We start from the raw sequence: 17,158 nt of genomic DNA on the forward strand, positions 1-17,158 counted from the left end.
CAGTTGGGACAGATCTTTTGCGTAATGTCCCTACTCTACCCCTTTCCGCTTCGCAAGTCCCCCTGCTGAGCAGTTACGAAAAAACCTCTCTGTTGGATGAGGACAGGCGCTTTCCCCGGATACGCGCAACTGTAACCGGGAGCCACTTACCCGAGTCAAAAGAGACGAAACGCCGAAGTTGGAACGGCTGACCTAGAGCAGTTCTCCGAATGATGGGCACGTCGGAACAACGCCGCCGCCCCCTTCACTCTACGTCCTGCTCTTTCTTTTTCAGTCGTTCCAATCGGTAAAAAGATGGTCAAAAGAGCACCATCTTTTTGCAAAATGCTCTAAATGACTTCTATCAGTCCGTTAGCAAGAAAGGGCTTGAGCGTTTCGAGCATGACCCTGGGAGGCAACTCATTGTGATTGACCATACTTCGCAGACTCTGGCCATGGCCCACCTGACTGAGCGCCAGATACTGTTGACGGGTCACCGGCTGGGCCTCGACCCAACGTTCGGAAAACCGCAAAGTACGCGACCAGTCGGGGAAAAGACGCAGCAGCTCGGCCCAGGCCTCGGAATCGAGGTACATCCGGTGCATCGCCGCGTCCTGACGCAGCTGCAACGTACGTGCAGGAGCCGGACGGTCTGCCTCGAAGGTAAACGTTCCACTGTCGAGACTGCCCAGCAGCTGCAAGGCCGCCTCACCCTTCAGATCGCCACTGCGGGCATGCACGATTTCACCGTGCTCCAGCCACAGTGAGCCGCCACGGGGATGCTCAACCACGAACTGCCCGGTGCGCCGACTGCTGAGGAGCATCTGCAACACGGGAAGAAGCGGGAAGACCTGTAAATCGCCACTGACCATACGTAAGGTAAGCCTAACGTGCATCAACTGTCGAATTCATCACACCGCCTCTGCTAGCAGGGCTTCCGCAAAGTCAGTTCAATTTTGAACTCAGTATAAACACTGATGAATATCCCAGAGAAAAATCCTGATTTCATCATGTGTCTCGATTCATTCAAGATATGTGGTTCCGGTCAGTGCGTAACAGTGCCTACTGATTACTCTTTTGGCGAGGGTAAATCACCCATCCCATAAATTTAGACTGACTTTGCGGTTGCCCTACGTCTGCTAGGTGCGGTCAAGTGTGAGTGTAGGGAAGCCTGGTGTTTGGGCTATCCCTACACGGTAACTTAGCCGCACCTTTTCCCATACTCGCTCTGCGGCGCAGCTCTACGAGTCCGCTCGGTTTGCCTAAAGACAAACTTGGTTGTCCTTAGCAGCAGCTACTTAACCCAGGATTTGTAGAGGGACGCTCTTGAGAAGGAGGCCATCACAGCCTAAGGAATTGATACAGGTCACGTCCAGACCGCGCCGTTCATAATGAAAATAAAGGAGGCCACGAATGCTTGACGCTACAATCCGCCCACACCGTGAATATCTACTGGCCCAGACGACAGGCCAGAAACTGTTTGTGATGCTTAACATAAAGCCAGACGCCGCCGCCACCGCTGCCCGCCCCGACCTCTCGGTGGTGTTTGTGGTCGATACGTCTGGATCGATGCGCGAAGTTGTGACCGAACCGACCGAACGTACCGGCCAAACCACCTTTGTAGACGGCCAGCGCTACGAGGTCGTGCGCGGTGCAAAGAACAAACTGGAACTGGTGACCGAAGCCCTGCGCGGCATTATCGGCTCGGACCTGATTCAGCCCGCTGACCGCCTGGCGCTGGTCAAGTTTGACGACATGGCCGACGTGCTGGTGCCATTTACCGTCGCCAGTGACCGGGCCAGGCTGCTCTCGGCGGTCGAGAAACTCGACTGGTACTCGGGCGGCACCCAGATGGGCGCGGGCATGAAAGCTGGAACCAAGCTCCTGACGGGCGAAAGCGGCAGCCGCCGCATGGTGCTGCTGACCGACGGCCAGGCTTTCGACGCAGCAGTGGTGCAGGAACAGGCCGCAGTGCTTTCGGGGATGCAGGTGCCGGTAACGACGATTGGCGTGGGCGACGAGGTCAATACCGAACTACTGACCGAGATCACCGACCGCACCCAGGGCCAGCCGATTGACGTGGTACCCGACAACCAGAACCCGCAGCCCCCCGCCGTCCGCGCCTCCGAGCTGCCTGCCGCGCTGCTGGGGGACCTCAAGCAGGCCGCCGCCGAGGTCGTGACCAACGTGGCCCTGACTGTGCGGGCCGTCAAGGATGTGGTGCTGGAGCGCGTGACCCGCGTGCAGCCCACCCAGACCGAGGTCGCCAGGGCCGACGGCCCGCTGCAACTGGGCAACGTGGAAGCGGGCAGCGGGGCCACCTACATTCTGGAATTCACGCTCCCCGAGCGCCCAGCGGCCCGGATGCGGCTGGCGCAGCTGGGACTGACCTATCAGGTGCCCGGCGCGAACTACCGGGGCGAGATTCCGCCGCTAGATGTGGTGGTGGAATTTACCGGAGACGAGGCGATGGCCGCCCGCGTGGAACCCGAAGTGATGCAGTGGGTGCAGCAGCGCAACGTTGAAAGTCTGGTGGCCCAGGCCGCCCGCGAGGCCCAGAACAACCCCGAGCAGGCCGCTAAAACGCTGGAACAGGCCCGCAGCATGACGCAGCGCCTCGGCAACGGCGCGATGACGCAGGTGCTTGACCGCGCCATCGGCGAACTAGGCAGCAGCAAGACCATCAGCCTGGGCACCGCCAAGACGATGCGCCTAGGGGCCAAGACCCAGACCCTGAAAAGCGGCCCCGAAACGCCCGGCAGCGCCCCCAGCGGCCTGCCTAGCGATGAGGAAATCCGGAAGATGACCGGGGCCTGAGCGTGGCGAACTGTCCGGTTTGTGGTTCTCCGGTTGGCCCGAACGACACGGTCTGCCGCACCTGTGGCTCGCCGCTGGGCGACGCGGCGCAGAGCAGTCTGGTCGCGCTGCCGCCCGGCACGACGCTGGGTGGTCAGTACGGCGTCACCAAAGTGCTGGGACAGGGGGGCTTCGGCATTACCTACGACGGCCAGGACACCCGGCTGGGGTTGCGCGTGGCCATCAAGGAAATGTTTCTGGACGGCTCCTACCGCCGGGGCAAAGAGGTGGTGCCGCCGAGCAACATCAGCACCGGCGAGTATCACGACACCAAAAAGCGCTTTCTGGATGAGGCGAAGGTGCTGGCGAGCTTCAACGACCCCGGCATCGTGCGGGTGCTGAACTACTTTGAAGAAAACAGCACCGCGTACCTCGTCATGGAATTTCTGGAAGGCACCACGCTGGGCCACGCCATCGAAAAGCGCGGGCCGGTGCCGCCGGACGTAGTGCTGGAAATCGCCCGCTCGCTGGCGCACACACTGGAACTGGTTCACGGGGCGGGCCTGCTGCACCGCGACATCAAGCCCGACAATATTTTTCTGCATAAAAGCGGGCGCATCGTGCTGATCGATTTCGGCTCGGCGCGTTCGTTCGCCGCCAATCAGGTGAGCAGTCATACCCGGCTGGTCACACCCGGTTACGCGCCGCTGGAGCAGTACAGCAGCTCGGCGCGGTTCGGGCCGTACACCGATCTGTACGCGCTGGGGGCAACACTGGTTCATGCGCTGACGGGCCAGATGCCGCCCGCCGCCACCGATCTGGTCAACGGGGCGGCCATGCCCGACCTGCCCGCCGCCACGCCGACCCCACTGGTCGGGGCCATCACCAAGATGATGGCGCTGCGTGTCGAAGACCGGCCCCAGAGCGCCCACGCCCTGCTGGAGCTGCTGAGCGCCGGGCCAGCCATTGCCCCGGCTGCGCCGCCACCCCCAGCCCAGCCGCGCACCAACAACCCGACCCGCGTGCAGGTGCCGCCGCCCCCGCCTCCTTCAGCCCGTCCCGCGCAGCCTGTGCCGCAGGCGGTGCCAGTCGTGGTGTCTCCAGCTCCCGTGTCTCCAGCTCCTGTGGCTGCGGCTCCTGCGTCACCCACACGCGCCCCGGCTCCCGCGCCCAATCCTGTACCCGCGCTGCCCCAGATTCCTGCGCCAGTCCAGCAAACTGCGCCACCCCCAACACTGGCACGCAGAACACTGGGCCGCGACCTGCTTATGGCGCTGGGCGTGGGCTTCGGGGTAGTCGTGGCCCTGAGCCAGGTCACGCAGGTCTTTCCGGCTCCGGTCAGCTCGGGGCAGTATCTGATAGCCGGGCTGGTCGGAGCCGTGGCGGGACTGATCCTCGGGGCGCTGCTGTGGTTCGCCATGCCGGTGGTGCTGCCACTGGGGGCCGCCGCCGCCGCCTACTTTTTTGCCCAGCAGGCCGGGCTGCACTGGCCCACCGTCATCAGCCTGAGCGTGATGGCTACGGCCCTCTCGATCATTTTCCTGAAGCTCATCCGTAGAATTTCCTGGTAGGGGGCTGCCGGGTGATGGCCAGATCATCGCCCCAAGCAGACTTGTAGAGCTGCTTGCAAAGCGGATTCGGGCGCTTCCCCCGGATACGCGCAACCGTACCTGAAATCTCCTTAACCCCACGCCCTGAATTCACTGGAGGAAACACACATGTCTATTACCTGTACCGTCTGCGGCACCATCAACCCCGAAGGCAGCAAATTCTGTGAAGGTTGCGGCGTCGAGCTGACCAATGCGGCCCCGGCTGCCACCAGCACGCCTGCCAGCCCCGCCCAGGCCAGTGCTGCTCCGCACTACTCCAGCGACGACGCGCTCACGGTGCAGACCAGCCCAGTTAGCCCCGCGCCCAGCGACGCGGGCACGCCTGTCGAAATGCCGCCCCTGGAAAACGCCACGCCCGTGGGCAGCACGGTCAGCGACGCGGGCACGCCGCCCACACTGCCCAGTGCCCCCACAGTGCCCAGTGCCCCGCTAGATTCCGCCGTCGCTGCGGCGCCAGTGCCGCTGTCTACTCCCCTTGATTCCATTCCCAGCGCTCCCGTTTCCAGCGCGCCAATTTCCAGCGCTCCCATTTCCAATGCAGACGCGGTCGCAGCCGTAGAAGCTGTTGACGCTCACCCCGTGCCCGTGCAGGAGACCATGCCCGCGACTGCCGAAAGCGTGAGTGCCGGGGCCACAGCTCCTGAAGGTGCGGCTCCTGATGCGGCGGCTCCTGAAGCTGTGGCCGCCGCATCCACCGCGTCACCGGCCACGACCGCAGCGCCAACCGGCGAGGCTAGACTAGGCGTTAAGAAGTTTGGAGCCGCCACGGGTGAGGCCATTCCACTTCAGGGCGAGCGGCTGGTCGTGGGGCGCTTCGACGCCTCGACTGGGCCGGTCGACATTGACCTGAGCGGGCTGGCGGGGCAGGAGCACATCAGCCGCCGCCACGCCGAGCTGTACCGTGAAGGCAGCGTGTGGCACGTGCGCGACTTGGGTTCGACCAACGGCGTGTATATCAAGCGTAAGGGCGAAACAGCCTTTTCACCGCGCCTTCAGGAACCCGCCGCGCTCTCGGACGGCGACGAACTGGCGTTCGGCAACCTGATGCTGACCTTTCAGCAGGGCTGAGGCATGACTCACCCCGACGACCAGAAACCGCCTGCATCCACTGAACCAGCCCCCGAGCCAGTCACCGAGCCAGTCGCCGAGCAGGGCGAAGGGTGGACGGATACCCGCAAAACGTTGAAAGACCTGTTTGACCATCACTTCGACGCGGTGGGGCCGTCTGCGAGCACCACCCCGGCGGCCAGCCCGTCGGAACCAGCGCAGCTCGAAGCGGCGCGTCTGGAACCCTTGCACCCAGAACCGGCCAGTGACGCACAGACTCTGGACACACAACTGGGCACCCTTGAGAACGAAAGCCTGGGCGTCAGCCAACACGAGGAAAGTGCCGTCGGCCCAGTACACGTCGGCGCGGTGCAGCCCACCGAAGCGGGTCTGCCTGTGGAAGAGGTGGCGCAGGCGGTAACGTCGGCCACCGGGCCAGCCACAGCAGTCCAGTCAGCGGCGGATCGGCCCTCAATGGCTGGGCCAGTCGCGCCCCAGCCAGAGCACACCGCGCTGCCCTCCCCGGCGGACAGGTACGAAACTGGAACACTGGAAGAGGAAACCTACGTGCCGACCATCGCCCCGCAAGGGCCGCAGGCGGGCGACGTGGTCAGCGGCTACCAGCTTAACGACGACCTCGGGCGCGGTTGGTTTACCGCCAACCCGGTCGGCAGCGGCCCCAGCGTGGACGTGTACGTGCGGCGCGAACCGCTGTGGGCTGGGCTGCGGCCTCACCGCCTGTTGCCCCGCACCAGCCAGAGCGGCGACCTGACCGTGCTGGAGCCGGTGCATGGGCTGCCCCTTACCCTCCCGCTGGCCCCGGCCCAGGCGCGGGAGTACCTGACCGAACTGGCCCGCCTGCTGTTTGCGCTCGAAAAACAGGGCTACGCGGTCACCGACCTTGACCCGGCCAGCGTGCAGCTCACGGCAGACGGCCTGAAACTGAGGCTGCCGCCCAGGGTCGCCCGAATCGGTGAACGTCCTGAACCTGTGCTGCGTGACGGCTTTACGCCTCCCGAAGTGCAGGCGGGCGAGGCGGCGCAGTCTAAAAATGGGGTTTATCTGCTCGGGGCGCTGCTGTACGGCTGGCTGACCGGGCAACCATTGCCGCCGGAAGGCCCCTCGGCCATTACACTGGCAGGTGTAAAACAGTCGGGGATGCCGCAGCTGCTCCACAGTATGCTGGCTCCTATTGCCGAACGCCTGACCCCCACCGAACTGCTGGGCACCCTCAAAACCGGGGCAGCCACACTGCCGGTGTATCAGGTGGCGGCCAGCACCGACATCGGACTAAACCCCGAGCGGCCCGTCAACGAGGACTCTTACGGGTTCGTGTGGCGGCAGATCGGGCAGCACGGCGGCGGCGAAGTCGTGTTGCGGGCAGTGGTGTGCGACGGCATGGGCGGCATGGCAGCGGGCGAGGTGGCAAGTCAGGCAGCGGTGCGCGGTTTCCTGAATTCGGCGCAGGGCACGCTGCCCGCCCAGGTGTGGGAAGCCAACGCCGCCGTGCTGGCCGACATGAATGGCCGTGACGGGGGCTGCACCATCAGCGCCGTCGAGATTCGTGGCACAGCGCTGCAATTAGGACACGTGGGCGATACCCGCGCCTATCTGGCAGCGGGCGGGCAGGTCGAGCAGCTCAGCAAAGATCATTCCTACGTGGCGGCGATGGTCGCTAGCGGCCAGATGACTGCCGAGGAAGCCCAGGTCAGTCCCGAGCGCAACAAGGTGCTGCGTTCGTTGGGCAGCCTGCGCACGCCGCAGGACAACTACGTGCAGACGCTGCCCGAGCCCGTGAATCTGCCGGTGGGCAGCCGCGTGCTGCTGGTCAGCGACGGCGTGTGGGGTGAGGTCATGCCGCCGGAGCTTCAGGAGGTGCTGCTGCACGAGCCGACGCCCCAGGCCGTGGCTGACCGCCTGATTACCCTGAGCCTGGAAGCGGGAGCGCCCGACAACGTGACGGCGCTGGTAATCGAGCGAAGCAGATAAGACAGATTCCGCTCGGATTGAATCTGAACCGGCCCGGTTCAATCGGCGGTCTGTGTTAGCCACGGCGAGCGAACTACCTTTGACCTCCCTCAGCAGGGGTCGTAGCCTGCTTTCCCTCGGTTGGTGGGAGTGCGGCCCGCCTCTTTAGGCGCTCCGAGGGCCCCCTTTTTCCGAGGGGAGCCTTGACGATGCTTCCATCAGCGGCTGGCCACTCCCAGTCGATCCCCAGCTCCTGGTCATATTCTTCCAGCAAAATGGCCCACGCAGCGCCCAAGGATCCATGCTCGACCCAGGCCGTGAACCGTTCGTGAACGGTGGATTTTGGGCCGTAGCGACGTGGCAACTGGCTCCACTGGCTCCCGGTTCTGGCCAGCCAGATCAACCCGTTGAAGATGGCGCGGGCGTCGCGTGGGGGACGCCCACTTTTCTTTCTGGGTTTGTCGATGACCAGGACTGGCGCCAGACGAATCCAGAGCTCATCCGGCACTTCCCACAGTGTGTCCTGAGTGCTGATCTGGTCTTGGTGCTGTTGCGTCGTCATTGGAACCCAGTACACCATATTTTCCGGACAGGCTGTGCTGCTGGCTGCCGAGCCAACCTTGCTTCTCCTTCTGACGCAGGCGGTTAAACTGAAGTTCATGGACTGCCCCATCTGCGGTGCGAAGGTGCCCGGTGGGGCACTGGCTTGCCCGGTCTGCGGAACCCCGCTCAATATGCAAACCCTGCCCATCGGCACGCTCCTGCACGGCAAATACCGTATAGACAAGGTGCTGGGCCAGGGCGGTTTTGGTATTACTTACGCCGCCACGCAAACCCAACTGGGCTTTAAAGTCGCTGTCAAGGAAATGTTTCCGGGCGGCACCCTGCGCCAGGGCCAGACGGTTCACCCGCCCACGGGCCTCAGCGCCCAGAACTGGCAGCAGGCCAAAGCGGATTTTACCGCCGAGGCCAAGGTGCTGGCCCGCTTTAGTCACCCCGACATCGTGCGGGTACTGGACCTTTTCGAGGAAGGCGGCACGGCCTATATGGTCATGGAGCTGCTCCAGGGCGAGTCTTTGCAGTCGCGCATCGACCGTCTGGGAGCGTTGCCGCCCGCCGAGGTTCAGCAGATCGCCGTGCGCGTGACCGAGGCCCTCAAGGAAGTTCACGCCGCCAGCCTGCTGCACCGCGACATCAAGCCCGACAACATTCTGCTGGAAGCGTCGGGGCGCATCGTACTGATCGACTTCGGCTCGGCGCGGGACTATCACAGCGGCCAGACGGTGCGGCATACCCGGCTGGTCACGCCCGGTTACGCGCCGCTGGAACAGTACGGCAACTCGGCCAAATTCGGCCCCTACACCGATATTTATGCGCTAGGGGCCACCCTGCACCACGCGCTGACCGGCCAGATGCCGCCCGCCGCCACCGACCTGATGAACGGCACGCCGATGCCCGCTCTGCCCGCCACGACCCTGCCGGGCCTGCGGGCCGCCATTACCCAGGCGATGGCGGTGCGCGTCAGTGACCGCCCACAGGACGCCGATGCCATGTTGCGGCTGCTGCGGGCCGTTCCAGGCACGGCCACCCCAACTGCTCCCCTGCCGCCGCAGCCCGCCGCCCGGCCCATGCCCCGGCCTGCGCCGACGCCTCAGCCGGTGCCAGCCCCTCAGCCAACAGCGCCGCCACAATCGGCACCAGGGTCACGGGGAACAGCTGCTCGCCCGGTACAAAACCGCCGCCAGGGCTGCCTTCCAGTCTGGCCGCTGCTGGTCGTGGCGGCACTGTTCGGTTTTCAGTTCCTCAAGCAGGCCGGTCACACCGCTACACCACCCGCTGAGCAGAGCGCCACCGACGCGGACAACCCGGATACGAGCACCCCCGATACAAGCAGCCCCGAGTCTGCCACCCCGCCAGCAGACTCGGCCAGCACGTCCACGCCGGAGATTCCAGCCGCTCCTGGCGGTACAGCGCCGACGACTGTCCCCGCGCCCACACCCGCGCCGGTGCCCCAACCCACCGTTTCCTTTGCGGTTACGGCCCCAGGCCAGAATGCTGAAGTGCCCAGCGGCCCCTTGACCCTGAGAGGCGACGGGCAGCCGGGCGACGAACTCCAGGTGTTTCAGGACGGAGCCGTGCTCGGCAGCGTAAAGGTTCCGGACGATGGGCACTGGGCGTTCAAGGTCACCGACCCGGCGGCGGGCGACCACCAGTACATCTTCAACGCGCCGGACGGCACCGAACTCGGCCATCTGAGCCTGACTGTTCTGGCCCCCGCCGCGCCCGACCCGGCCCCTACCGCCACGACTTCGACCGACACGACTGCGACCGACACGACTTTGACAGACACTGGCCCCACCGACACGGAAGTCCAGAACTTTGTCGAACAGTACCTGAGCGCCGAAATGCAGACCGACCCGGCGGCCTCTATGCAGATGTACGCCGACCAAGTGGACTATCTCGACCGGGGAACCCAGCCCAAAGCGGTGATCGAGCAGGACAAGCGGGCCTTCTTCAGGCGCTGGCCGACCCACCGCTACAGCCTGGATTCTGTGCCGCAAACCATCAGCAGCAGCGGCAACACGCGCGAAGTCCGGTTCGACTACACCTACGAACTGACAAGGCCAACCAAAAAGCTGAGCGGCAAGGCGTACTCGGTGCTGAAGCTGGTCAAGATCGGTGGGCAGCTTTACATCACCTCCGAACAGGGCAAACTTTACCCGGAGCAGCAGACCAGCGTAACGGTGCCTGCGGAACAAGACCCGCAAGCCTCAGCGGCAGCGGCAACCAGTGCTCCTACCTTTTCCAAGTGGTACTTCACCACCTGCCAGGACGTGCAAACCGGAGACGTGAACGCCGCCCTGCAACTGGGCCGCCTTCAGCAGTGCCAGCTGAATATCGAGACCGTGCCCAACGGGGCCAAACCGGTCAGCGCGACCTTTACCTACGAACTGGAGTATCAGGAGGGCGGCGCGACACAGAAATTTGCCATCGATGCCCCCGACCAGTGGCCCTCGACAGGCGAACCGGTCACGACGTTCCGGGAACAGGGCGACAGCCTGATTTTTACGCTCCCGCTGACGGTGAAAGACCGCCCAGACCGCCGCTACACCAGTATCAATGCCACCGGCGAGCTTACTTTCGACAATGGCAGCCGCAAAAAAGTGTATGAGAAGCTGCCCATTCAGCAGCCCTGAGGCTGAGGAGAACGCATGAACCCAACCCTACTGACCACCCTGCTCGGCGCACTCGGCGGCTTTTTGGGCTTCGTGCTTTCGGAGATGTTGAGAGGCGGCGGCGGCCCACAGGAAACGGGCCTGAGCGTGCTGTGGTTTACCGCGCAGTGGACCGCCGTGCTGATGCTGCCGCTGACCCTGGTGCTGGCCGCCGCCGACAATGTGCTGGGCCTGCGCGGGAAGTGGTGGCGCGGACTGGCGCGAATTTTTATTCCCGCGCTGCTGCTCGGACTGGTCTCCGGAGCCTTTGCCCAGGCATTTTACAGCCTGGGACTGGCGCTGGGCGCTCCTCCCCGGTTGACGCGGGCCACCGGCTGGGCGCTGATGGGCGCGGGCGTCGGGCTGGTGCTGGGGCTGCTGGACCGTTCGTGGGCCAACGCCTGGCGCGGGATGCTGGGCGGCGCGGTGGGCGGCTTTTTCGGGGGGCTGGTGTTCGACAGTTTCACGGGGCTGAGCCTGGACGAAAACGATAGCGGCGTGCTGGCGCGGCTGGTCGGCCTGACCATTCTGGGGGCAGCCATAGGCTTTATGCTGCGGCTCAGTCAGGAACTGTTCAAAACAGGCTGGCTCATGGGCACCACCACCGGGAAATACGAGGGCAAGCAGTACATTCTGAACAAGCCCGCCGTGAGCATTGGCCGCAGCGACGGCAACGACATCAGTCTGTACCACGACCAGACGGTGCCCATGCAGGCCGGAACGCTGCGCCGGATAGCAGGCAGCGGTCAAGCGTGGCACTGGCAGAGCAGCGGAGAAACCGGGGGCGTGCTGATCAATGGCCGTCTGGTCCAGCAAGCCCAGCTGCGTCACGGCGACCGCCTGCGTCTGGGCAGCACCGAACTGCTGTTTCAGGAAAAGGGCAAGGCGGCTCCGGACACCCCGTTTACGCAGGCGCTGACCCTGCACAGCAACGAGCAGGCAACGCAGTTACCCACGCCGTTCAAGCACCTGACGCTGGGCACGGCGGGCGACGTGAGGCTGGCAGGAGCGGATATTCTGCCGCGCCACGCCGAAATTGAGGTCAAGAACGGGGCATTGATGCTCCATGCGCTGGCCCCGCTGCGCCTCAACGACCAGCCAGTCGCCGCCGGAACACGGGTGCCGCTGCGCCCCGGCGACCTGCTGACGCTGGGGCAGACCGACTTTGCCCTGCTGCGGGCCGAGTTGGAAAGCGTTGGGTCGGTCTAGGCCCGCTCTGGTCGCCGTGGTTGCGGCATGTCTGGCTCTGGCGGGTATGGCGCCGCTGCCAGGGCGACCAGTGACCCGTGGCGAATCAGCAGCAGGTCGAGGTCGCCTAGCGGCACCACCAGCAGGTCTTCGAGCAGGGCGTTCGGCAGACCGGGAATCAGCAGAATCAGGTCACGTTTGTAGTCCCAGCGCAGGGTAATCGTGCGCCCCCGCACGCCGAGGGTCAGCGGTTCGTCGCCCAGTTCAAAACTCTGGAACTGACCGTTGGGCCGCAACAGTCTGGAACCGGCGCTCAGGCCCGGCAGGTCCCTGACCGGCGCAGGCGACATCACCGCCTCTGGCAGGTCTAGAACCCGCATCAGGGCGTCGTTCAGAGCCTCTGCCCGCGCCTGTGGCAAGCCCAGTGCCTCGGCGCAGCGTTCCAGCGATTCACTGGCGGCCTGCGGGGTGGTCTGGGCAATCCGCTCGCGCAGCGTATGCAGGCCCTGACGCGCAAATTTCTGTAGGTCGTCGGGCGCCGCCTGACTGAAACGCTCGGCACTTTCGGGGGCCAACGCCGCCAAATTCAGGGCGCTGCCGCGCAAGTCCTGCGCGGCGGCCCGCGCCAGCCGCAAATTGCCATACGCACTGGCCGGATCAAGCAGCAGCCGCAGCGCCCTGGCCTGGGTCGCCAGCGGCCCCAGCACGGCGGCGGACTGGCTGGGCCTGCTCAGCAGGACATAATGCCCGTCATAAAAGACCTCGGCGGTATAAGGCCCTTCGGTTACGGTGGCAAAGCGCTCGGTCGGCGGCAAACCGGGCCGCAGGGTCAGCACCTGCCTACCGACTTGCAACTGCCAGTCGCCTGTACCGACCCGCCGCCAGCGCACCAGCCAGCTATACCACCGCAGTTGCTGGGGCTGGGTGCGTAAGTCCAGCAGCAGCTGCGGCACACTAACTTCTGCCAGGGTGTCGGTTTGCCCCTTCAGCAAGGGGTCGGCTACAAACAGCGGCGTGCCAGGCACGGGCAGCGGCAGGCTCACAAACAGCTGCTCGATCAGGCGGCGCAGTTGAATAGCCGCCTCACGCAGCACCGGACGTTCGTGCGGCTCGGGGGCCTGGGGACGCTGGGCCAGCAGCGCCGCCCGCAATTGCTCACGGGCGTGGGCGGTCGGTTCGCGCTGCGCCGCCGAGAGCTGATCACGCAGCGCCGCCTCATGGCCCGCGCTGGGAAAAGGATTGTGCTGAATTTCCGTCAGGGAACGCAGCGCCTGTTGGCGTCCCTGTTCGGTCAGCAGCAGGTCACAGAAACTGCTGGTGATGTTCGCCACCACTTGCTTATCGCCCAGCGACACCAGCGGGTCGTTGGCGACCGGCACCGCAAAGCGCTCGGTCACGCCGCGCAGGGCTCGCTCGGTATTTTCGCTCAGGGCGTACAGCACGCGCAAGGTGGGGCGCTGCGGCTCATAGCGCAGGTCACGGGTCATGCGGCCCAGCCGCTGGCGCACCGCCTGATTCCAGGCCAGCACATGCAGCTGATAATCGGCGGCGTTGCGTTCCCCGGCCTGGGCCAGCGCTTCCCGGTCGGGCTTCCCAGCAATGCTGGCCTGCACCTGCACGCTAACCGCCTGAACCGCCTGGGCCGTAACCTCGTGTGTCGCAGCCTGATGTGTCGCCACCTCTGGGCCAGCTTCTATGGCCGCTGGCAGCCCGGCCTGTTTTTCCCACGCCGAGGCTTCTGGGGCCACTGCCGCAGCCTCCTGCGACCCGCTCTGGGCCTTGCGCCACTGCCGGAACTGACGGTCGGTCTGAATCAGGCGGCGCAACAGGGGCGTATTGAGGTCGGCTCCCAGCAACTCGGTTCGCAGCTCGGTCAGCGCGTGCCGCCCGCCACGCGGCATCCGGCCTGCAATCACATCGGCGACCTTGTATTCGTACAGTTCCACCAGCTCGGCCCAGTGATTCACAGTAGCCCTATGCTCTCACATTCTTTCCAGAGGTGTGCGGCACTTGCCCAGCGGCCCAGACCCAGTCACTCAGGCCCGGCAAAGTCGGGGGGGGTGCCCGGCGAGTTCAGGTGGTGTAAGCGGCTTGCAAGACGGGGCCGCTACACTACGTGAGCATGTCGGCCAGCCTCTTTCCCCCCCATCTGCTACGGCACGCGCTTCAGCCGCTCCAGTCGCTGCGCCGCGCTCGGGTCTGTCTACACCGGGTTTGGCTACACCGGGTCTGCCTACACCAGAGTGGCACTCCTGTTTCTGTTTGTTCTGCGTCGGCCAGCTGGGCAGTTCACAGCCCGGTGGCCAGGCCCAGAACCGGTGGTTCAACTTGAACGCCTTTCTGATGCTGGCGCTGTTTGTCGTGGCCCTGCTGCTGCTGATCCGTATTCCCGAGCGGCCCCTGAGTGCGCTGCTGACCATACTGACGCTGAGTCTGTGCGCCCTGTTGATCGCCGTGAATATGGCCGCGGGCGGGGGTGGGCACGGGGCGCTGGCCCAGCTGTCACGCATGCAGGGCTACCTCGTGGCTTTTGCCGCGCTGCTGGGAACAGCCCTATTTAGCCTGGGAACGGCGAACCTTCCCCAGATGCGGCCCCTTAAACCCCTGCGGCCCGCGCCTGGCAGCCAGTCCACGCGGGCGCAGCGCACGGCGCGCTCCGGCTCCACGGCCTCCATGACGCGCACGCCGACCATCATTAACAGCGGCACGGCCACCGACCTGAGTTTTCAGGATTACGATGTGCTTGACAGAATCGGTATCGGCGGGATGGGCAGTGTGTACCGCGCCAAACGCAAGCAAGACGGGCGCATCGTGGCGCTCAAGGTGCCGCAGGAGAAATACCTGGCCGACGCCAAATTCGTCAAACGCTTTTACCGCGAAGCCGAGGTGCTTAAGCGCTTTAGCCATCCCAATATCGTCAAGGTCTACGACTACCGTATGCAGGCCCCAGAACACTACATCGCCATGGAATTTATCGATGGACAGAGTCTGGAAACAATGCTGGAAGAAAACCAGCTGACCTTTGAACAGAGTGTGCAGATGCTGCGGGCCATGGCCGACGCGCTGCGGCACATCCATATGCAGAATGTCATTCACCGCGACATTAAGCCCGCCAACGTCATGGTGGTGCGCCATGCCTTCGGCCAGAACGGTCAACTGCGCGAGGGCGGCATCAAGCTGATGGACTTCGGCATCGCGGTGGGCAAGGTCCTGACCCGCCTGACTATGACTGGGGCACGGGTCGGCACGCCGATCTACATGGCCCCCGAACAGGCCAAGGGCAACCGGGTCGACGCCCGCAGCGACGTGTATTCACTGGGGCTGCTGGCCTACGAGATGATCACCGGGCAGACTGCTTTTAAGGGCAGCTACGAAGCGGTGGTGCACCAGCAGGTGTTCGAGTCGCCTAAGCCGCCCAAACAGGTACGCATGGAAGTGCCGGGCAAGCTAAGCGACCTGATTCTGAACATGATCGAAAAAGACCCTGCCCAGCGCCCAGCGCTGGATGACGTGATCGCCCGCATCGACGCTGGAGTGCTGGAAGACGAGGTGTTTAGCGATCCAGTGGCGCTGGCCCTGGGTATTCAGGAACGGCGCGGGGCGCTGCGCCTGCTGGACCTTCAGGGCAAGCTGCGGATCAGTCTGCGCGACCTGTCGAGCGCCGAGGGCGGGCTGGCCAATCCGCCGAGTGCGCTAACCGGAGACGCGCAGGGCAACCTGTATTTCAGCACGCTCGAATACCGCCAGGGCAAGGGCGGCGCCCTGATTCGCAAGCTTGACCCCGACGGGCATGAGGTGCTGTCCTTCGGGACTTACGGCCTGGGCGAAGGCGAACTGCTTCAGCCCGTTTCACTGGCGGCTTCGGGCGGGTGCGTGTATGTCCTCGATGCCGAAGTGCAGGCCATCAGCGTCTATAGCGAGCAGGGAGAGTTTATGCGGCGCTTTGGGGGCCGGGGTCAGGGGCTGGGCCGCTTCGAGAAACCGACGACCATCGCGGCGGCCCCCAGCGGAGAACTGTACGTGCTGGACAGCGGCAACAACGAAGTGCAGCGCTTTACGCCGCAGGGCGAGTACATCAGCCGCTACGCCTTCCGGCTGGACCGCACCAGCGAAAGCCTGCGCCCCCTCGACGGCCTGACGGTAGACGAACACGGCGGGGTGTATATCGTGGATACCGTGGCCCGCAAGGTCCGCAAGATTGAGGCTGACGGCACCGCTGGTGGCACGTTCGCCATCGAAACGCTGGTGGGCGAACCCAGTGACGCGCCGTGGCTGCTTCAGGTCAACGCGCAGGGACACGTCTACGCCGTGAAACAGGGCGGACAGGTGCTGCGGACCTTTTCCAGCGTGGGCGACCTGCTCAGCTCGACCGACATGTACGCCCCCGTAATGGCTATGGCCCTGTTGCGGCGGCCCGCTGTGGCCCGCGCAGCGCAGCAATGACTGTACCCAGACTGACCCTCTACTCGCGCTCAGGCTGCCACCTGTGCGAACTGGCCGAGCAGGCGCTGCATCACCTGCAATTCGACTTCGAACGCCGGGAGGTCGCGGAGCAGCCCGCCTGGGAAGCTCAGTATGGGCAGGATGTGCCGGTGCTGACCCTGAACGATCAGGTACTGCTCAAGGGGGTCATCAACCGCAGCCGACTGGGGCTGCTGAAGCTCCGTCTGCTGCGCGAGAGCCGGTGCCTGTGACAGCAGACTGCTGACAGACACGAAAGCCTCTAGGTACGGCCAAGTGACCGTGTAGGGATGACCCAAACACCAGGCTATCCCTACCCTCGCACTTGGCCTACCCTCACACTGGGCCGCACTTTTTCCCATACTCGCTCTGCGGCGTAGCTCTACGAGTCCGCTCGATTTGTCTTTACGTAAACTTGGTTGTCCCTAGTACGGACCCGGGTTGGATAGGTTGCAAAACCGTTCAACCCGGGCCGACTCGTAGAGCTGCGCCGCAGAGTGAGCAGGAGAGAACCGGGTTCAGGGCGTGAAGTTGTCAATCCTGCTGCCTGGGGGCAGACCCGCCGGCCACCGTTTCTTGCCCTGCGGCCTCAGGCGGCGTGACGTCCTGCGCCCGGATGACCTGCGGCATTGCGGCAATAACCTGGACCTGCGCAGGCGGCTGCGCAGGTGACACAGAAACCGCGTGGCTCTCGGTACGGGTGTCGCTCATCACACCCTCGAATTCTTCCTTAAGGCCCTGGGTACTGCGCCGAAACTCGCGCAGGCCAGCGCCCAGGCTTTTGCCGAGCTCAGGCAGTTTGCGCGGCCCGAAGACTACCAGTGCGATGACCAGAATAAACAGGATTTCGGGAATACCGGGGGCATTCATGATTGAACCTCCAGAAGAGCGGAG

12 protein-coding genes are annotated in these 17,158 nt (G+C 64.5%); 8 read left to right on the plus strand and 4 right to left on the minus strand.

Going from position 1 to position 17,158, the window contains the following annotated elements; genetic code table 11:
* Positions 1 to 329: 329 nt before the first annotated feature.
* A complete protein-coding gene (locus QZ269_RS04820) occupies positions 330 to 851 on the minus strand; it encodes a DUF4388 domain-containing protein (protein WP_291424852.1) in 522 nt (173 codons plus the stop codon).
* 541 nt (positions 852 to 1,392) lie between these two features.
* On the opposite strand from QZ269_RS04820, the gene QZ269_RS04825 reads away from it, so the two are divergent.
* From QZ269_RS04825 to QZ269_RS04840, 4 genes are all read left to right on the plus strand, one after another.
* Complete coding sequence (locus QZ269_RS04825) at positions 1,393 to 2,796, plus strand: VWA domain-containing protein (RefSeq protein ID WP_291424854.1); 1,404 nt, start codon at positions 1,393 to 1,395, stop codon at positions 2,794 to 2,796.
* 2 nt (positions 2,797 to 2,798) lie between these two features.
* Positions 2,799 to 4,346, plus strand: a complete 1,548-nt coding sequence (locus tag QZ269_RS04830) for a protein kinase (protein WP_291424856.1) — start codon at positions 2,799 to 2,801, stop codon at positions 4,344 to 4,346.
* A gap of 147 nt (positions 4,347 to 4,493) precedes the next feature.
* Positions 4,494 to 5,453: an FHA domain-containing protein gene (locus tag QZ269_RS04835; RefSeq protein ID WP_291424858.1), complete on the plus strand. Its 960-nt coding sequence runs from the start codon at positions 4,494 to 4,496 to the stop codon at positions 5,451 to 5,453.
* A gap of 3 nt (positions 5,454 to 5,456) precedes the next feature.
* A complete protein-coding gene (locus tag QZ269_RS04840; protein ID WP_291424860.1) occupies positions 5,457 to 7,421 on the plus strand; it encodes a protein phosphatase 2C domain-containing protein in 1,965 nt (654 codons plus the stop codon).
* A gap of 73 nt (positions 7,422 to 7,494) precedes the next feature.
* Here the strand turns inward: QZ269_RS04840 and QZ269_RS13545 are convergent, their stop codons facing one another.
* The gene (locus QZ269_RS13545; protein ID WP_367272212.1) at positions 7,495 to 8,151 is read right to left on the minus strand and encodes a transposase; all 657 of its coding nucleotides are present in this window, start codon (positions 8,149 to 8,151) and stop codon (positions 7,495 to 7,497) included.
* Between QZ269_RS13545 and QZ269_RS04845 the strand changes: the two genes are divergently transcribed.
* Positions 8,060 to 10,597: a serine/threonine protein kinase gene (locus QZ269_RS04845; RefSeq protein WP_291424862.1), complete on the plus strand. Its 2,538-nt coding sequence runs from the start codon at positions 8,060 to 8,062 to the stop codon at positions 10,595 to 10,597. The genes QZ269_RS13545 and QZ269_RS04845 overlap by 92 nt on opposite strands.
* Before the next feature lie 15 nt (positions 10,598 to 10,612).
* The gene (locus tag QZ269_RS04850; RefSeq protein ID WP_291424864.1) at positions 10,613 to 11,824 is read left to right on the plus strand and encodes an FHA domain-containing protein; all 1,212 of its coding nucleotides are present in this window, start codon (positions 10,613 to 10,615) and stop codon (positions 11,822 to 11,824) included.
* Here QZ269_RS04850 and QZ269_RS04855 read toward each other — a convergent pair.
* On the minus strand, positions 11,821 to 13,770 hold the full coding sequence (locus QZ269_RS04855) for a hypothetical protein (RefSeq protein ID WP_291424866.1): 1,950 nt from the start codon (positions 13,768 to 13,770) through the stop codon (positions 11,821 to 11,823). The genes QZ269_RS04850 and QZ269_RS04855 overlap by 4 nt on opposite strands.
* Before the next feature lie 361 nt (positions 13,771 to 14,131).
* Between QZ269_RS04855 and QZ269_RS04860 the strand changes: the two genes are divergently transcribed.
* Together QZ269_RS04860 and QZ269_RS04865 are read left to right on the plus strand one after the other, a co-directional pair.
* On the plus strand, positions 14,132 to 16,246 hold the full coding sequence (locus QZ269_RS04860; RefSeq protein WP_291424868.1) for a protein kinase: 2,115 nt from the start codon (positions 14,132 to 14,134) through the stop codon (positions 16,244 to 16,246).
* On the plus strand, positions 16,243 to 16,497 hold the full coding sequence (locus tag QZ269_RS04865; RefSeq protein WP_291424870.1) for a glutaredoxin family protein: 255 nt from the start codon (positions 16,243 to 16,245) through the stop codon (positions 16,495 to 16,497). The genes QZ269_RS04860 and QZ269_RS04865 overlap by 4 nt, the downstream gene beginning before the upstream one ends.
* 301 nt (positions 16,498 to 16,798) lie before the next feature.
* Here the strand turns inward: QZ269_RS04865 and QZ269_RS04870 are convergent, their stop codons facing one another.
* Complete coding sequence (locus tag QZ269_RS04870) at positions 16,799 to 17,134, minus strand: twin-arginine translocase TatA/TatE family subunit (RefSeq protein ID WP_291424872.1); 336 nt, start codon at positions 17,132 to 17,134, stop codon at positions 16,799 to 16,801.
* Between the last annotated feature and the right edge of the window lie 24 nt (positions 17,135 to 17,158).

The organism is Deinococcus sp. (assembly GCF_018260405.1).
Classification (GTDB): Bacteria; Deinococcota; Deinococci; order Deinococcales; family Deinococcaceae; genus Deinococcus.